The organism is Streptomyces lushanensis (assembly GCF_001700515.1).
GTDB lineage: Bacteria > Actinomycetota > Actinomycetes > Streptomycetales > Streptomycetaceae > Streptomyces > Streptomyces lushanensis.
The window spans coordinates 1-3824 of the sequence record NZ_MAUD01000525.1 but is presented as its reverse complement, the minus strand read 5'-3'; the positions used below and the strand labels follow the sequence as shown (position 1 = coordinate 3824).

The 3824-nt window shown below is 70.8% G+C and carries 4 protein-coding genes; 3 read left to right on the top strand and 1 reads right to left on the bottom strand.

What is annotated here, in order from left to right; translation table 11 throughout:
• From BFF77_RS30780 to BFF77_RS30770, 3 genes are all read left to right on the top strand, one after another.
• Positions 1–747 (top strand): ABC transporter substrate-binding protein (locus tag BFF77_RS30780; protein WP_066956605.1); only part of this gene is annotated, 747 nt, incomplete at its 5' end.
• An 8-nt stretch (positions 748–755) separates the two neighbouring features.
• Positions 756–1658: an amino acid ABC transporter permease gene (locus BFF77_RS30775; protein WP_066956611.1), complete on the top strand. Its 903-nt coding sequence runs from the start codon at positions 756–758 to the stop codon at positions 1656–1658.
• On the top strand, positions 1655–2416 hold the full coding sequence (locus tag BFF77_RS30770) for an amino acid ABC transporter ATP-binding protein (protein ID WP_066956602.1): 762 nt from the start codon (positions 1655–1657) through the stop codon (positions 2414–2416). The genes BFF77_RS30775 and BFF77_RS30770 overlap by 4 nt, the downstream gene beginning before the upstream one ends.
• Before the next feature lie 140 nt (positions 2417–2556).
• On the opposite strand, the gene BFF77_RS30765 is transcribed toward BFF77_RS30770, so the two are convergent.
• Positions 2557–3824, bottom strand: a 1268-nt coding sequence (locus BFF77_RS30765; protein WP_245703903.1) for a cytochrome P450, incomplete at its 5' end; no start/stop codon positions are given.

The window sequence follows — 3824 nt, the reverse complement described above, 5'->3', positions numbered from 1 at the left end:
GACGCGGCCACCCTCACCACGGAGACCAAGGGGAAGCTGACCGTCGGAACGGACAAACCGGCCTACGCGCCCTGGTTCGAGGACGACGATCCGGCCAACGGCAAGGGCTTCGAGTCCGCCGTCGCGTACTCCGTCGCCAAGGCACTCGGCTTCGGCGAGGACCAGGTCGTCTGGCAGACCGTCCCGTTCAACAACTCCTTCGCGCCGGGCGAGAAGAACTTCGACTTCGACATCAACCAGGTCTCCATCAGCGACCAGCGCAAGCAGGCCGTCGACTTCTCCTCGGGCTACTACGACGTACGCCAGGCCGTCGTCGCCCTGAAGAAGTCCCCGTACGCCGGAGCCAGGAGCGCCGCCGATCTCAAGGACGCCAAGCTCGGCGCCCAGGTCGGCACCACCAGCCTGGACACGATCAACGAAGTGATCAAGCCGACGAAGCAGCCCGCCGTCTTCCAGAAGAACGACTTCGCCAAGTCCGCGCTGCGCAACGGCCAGGTCGACGCCATCGTCGTCGATCTGCCCACGGCCTTCTACATCACCTCGGCCGAGGTGCCGGACGCCGAGGTCGTCGGTCAGTTCGAGACCTCCGCGGGCACCGCCGAGCAGTTCGGGCTCGTCCTCGACAAGGGCAGCGCGCTCACGACCTGCGTCACCAAGGCCGTCGACGGGCTGCGCGAGGACGGCACACTCGCCGCGCTGGAGAAGCAGTGGCTGTCCGACGCCGTGGACGCACCGGTACTCAAGTGACCTCGGACATCGTCCCCACGCGGAAGGACGGGGGAACGGGCGCGCGCGAGGACGACGGCGCGGACGGGTACACACCGTCCGCGCGACGGCTGGAACGCGAGCGGTTCAAACGCGCCCGCGCCCGCCGCGCCACCGCGATCGCCGCGCTCTCCACCCTGGTGACGGGTGTTGTCCTCTTCCTCGTCATCACCGGCTCGCCCGGCTGGCAGCGCACCCGTGAGACCTTCTTCAGCGCCGAGTACGCCCGGATGGCGCTGCCCCAGGTCCTCGACGGTCTGCTGCTCAATCTGCGGCTGCTCGCGGTCTGCGGAGCCGCCGTCCTCGTCCTCGGACTGCTGCTGGCCGTCGCGCGTACCCTGCGCGGCCCGGTCTTCTTCCCGATCCGCGCGCTGGCCACCGCGTACACCGACTTCTTCCGCGGACTGCCGCTGATCATCTGCCTGCTGATGGTCGTCTTCGGTGTGCCGGCGCTACGGCTCCAGGGCGTCACCACGGATCCCGTCGTGCTCGGCGGCACCGCCCTCGTGCTGACCTACTCCGCGTATGTCGCCGAGGTCTTCCGCGCGGGCATCGAGTCCGTGCACCCTTCCCAGCGGGCGGCGGCCCGCTCGCTGGGGCTCTCCAGTGCCAAGACCCTGCGGTACGTCGTGCTTCCGCAGGCCGTACGGCGTGTCGTGCCGCCGCTCCTGAACGACCTGGTGTCGCTCCAGAAGGACACCGGACTGGTGTCGATCGCGGGCGCCGTCGACGCCGTCTACGCGGCCCAGATCATCGCCGGGAAGTACTTCAACTACACCCCGTACGTGGTCGCGGGCCTCGTCTTCGTCGCGCTGACGATCCCGATGACCCGCTTCACCGACTGGGTCACCGCCCGGACGGACCGCAGACGCGCGCAGGGAGGAACCGTATGACCACCGCCGACGCTCCCGTGCTGCGCCTGGAGTCCGTACGCAAGACCTTCGGCCGGGACCGGGTCGTCCTGCGCGATGTCACCCTCGATGTCGCACCGCACACCGTGACGGCGCTGATCGGTGCCTCGGGCTCCGGCAAGTCGACGCTGCTGCGGTGCGCCAATCTGCTGGAGGAGATCGACGACGGAGCGATCTTCCTCGACGGTGAGGAGATCACCGATCCGCGAACCGATCCCGACGCGGTGCGCCGCCGGATCGGGGTCGTCTTCCAGTCGTACAACCTCTTCCCGCACATGACGGTCCTTCAGAACATCACCCTCGCGCCGCGCCGGGTCCTCGGCGTCCCGCGTGAGGAGGCGGAGGAACGGGCCCGGGAGCTGCTGGACCGTCTCGGTCTCGGCGACAAGGCGCGGGAGTACCCGGACCGGCTCAGCGGCGGCCAGCAGCAGCGCGCGGCGATCGTCAGGGCGCTGGCCGTACGCCCGCGCCTGCTGCTCCTGGACGAGATCACCGCGGCGCTCGATCCGGAACTGGTCGGCGAGGTGCTCTCGGTCGTGAGGGACCTCAAGGCCGAGGGGATGACGATGGTGCTGGCCACCCATGAGATGGGATTCGCCCGGGAGGTCGCGGACCAGGTCTGCTTCCTCGACGCGGGAGTCGTCCTGGAGCGCGGTACGCCCCGGGAGGTCTTCGGCGCTCCGCGGGAGGAGCGGACGAAGCGGTTCCTGCGGCGGATCGTCGAGGCCGGCCGCCTCTGACGGACCGGCCGGGCCCTGGACCCGTCGGTCACCGGACCGTCTGTGCCCGGACCCGTCGGCGCCCGGACCGGCGGGACTCGTCGTCATCCGCCGGACCGGGGGACCGCGCCGAGTCCCATCAGGGCCCCGGCCGGCGCGGCTCAGGGCCCCGGCCGGCGCGGCGCCGCCGAGAACTCCACGGGCAGCGAGACGGGAACACGGGTCCAGGGCGAGGGCTGCCAGCTCACGTCCTCGGGCCGGATGGCCAGCCTCATGTCGGGCAGCAGATGCAGCGCGGTGTTCACCGCGGTCCGGGTGATCAGCCGGGCCGGCACCTGCGCCGGGCACACATGCGGACCGGCCGAGAACGCGAGATGCGCGCGATTGCCCGGCTCGCCCGCCTCGTCGGGACGGATCGCGGGATCGTCGTTGGCGGCGGCGATCCCCAGGATCAGCACATCACCGCGCCGGATCCGGCGCCCGCCCAGCTCGGTGTCGCGCAGCGCGTACCGGGCGGGCATGTTGTTCATCGGAGGGTCGCGCCACAGCGCCTCGTCCAGGGCGTCGTCCACTCCGAGCCGGCCGCCGTGCAGCCGGGCCGCGAACCGCGGATCGGTGAGCATCAGCCGCAGGGCGTGGGAGATCCAGGCGTTGACGCCCTCCGTGCCCGAGGAGATCATCACCACCATCGACTGAAGACGTTCGGCGTCGGTGCGCAGATTGGGATGGTGGATGATCGCGGTCGTGAGATCGTCGGCCGGATCGAGCTGCCGCTCGCACAGGGTGTCGACCAGGATCTCCTGGAAATGGCGGTTGCCGTCCTGCGAGTCGTCGGCGCTGCCGAACAGCGCGACCAGCGCGCGCCGCAGCTCCTGGCCCTCGGCGCTGTCCAGGCCGAACAGCGACGCGATGGAGAGCAGCGGCACGATCGCCGCGTACTCGCTCACCAGATCGGCCCGGCCGTGCGGGGAGAACTCCGCGATCAGCTCCGTACAGACCGACTCGACCTGACGGCGGGCCTTGCGCTGGTCGATCCGCGCGACACCGTCGTCCAGGGGCTGGCGGAGCCGGCGGTGCTCGGGGCCGTCCGCGCCGATGACGTTGGCGCGCCAGGCCATCATCGGCAGCAGTCCCGACTGCGGTGAGACCACACCGTCGTTGAGATCGCGCCAGTTGCGGGCGTCACGCGAGAAGAGCTGTTCCTGGCGGGTGACGGTCAGCAGCTCGCGGTAGCCCATCACGAGCCAGGCGGGCACGCCCGGCTCCAGCTCCACCTCGGCGACCGTGCCCCAGCGCTCGCGCAGACCGCGGTAGACCTCGCGCGGTTCGGCGGCGCCCGTCGCGGACGCGAGCGGGAAGAGCTCGGTACGGTCGCTGTGCGCGGGACAGCCGGGCGGCGGTGAGGGAGCCGCGACGGGCGCCGCCGAAC

What these genes read in the sequence shown, in the direction of transcription:
- BFF77_RS30770 (WP_066956602.1), top strand. Translation starts at nt 1,655, where the DNA reads ATGACCACCGCCGACGCTCCCGTGCTGCGCCTGGAGTCCGTACGCAAG.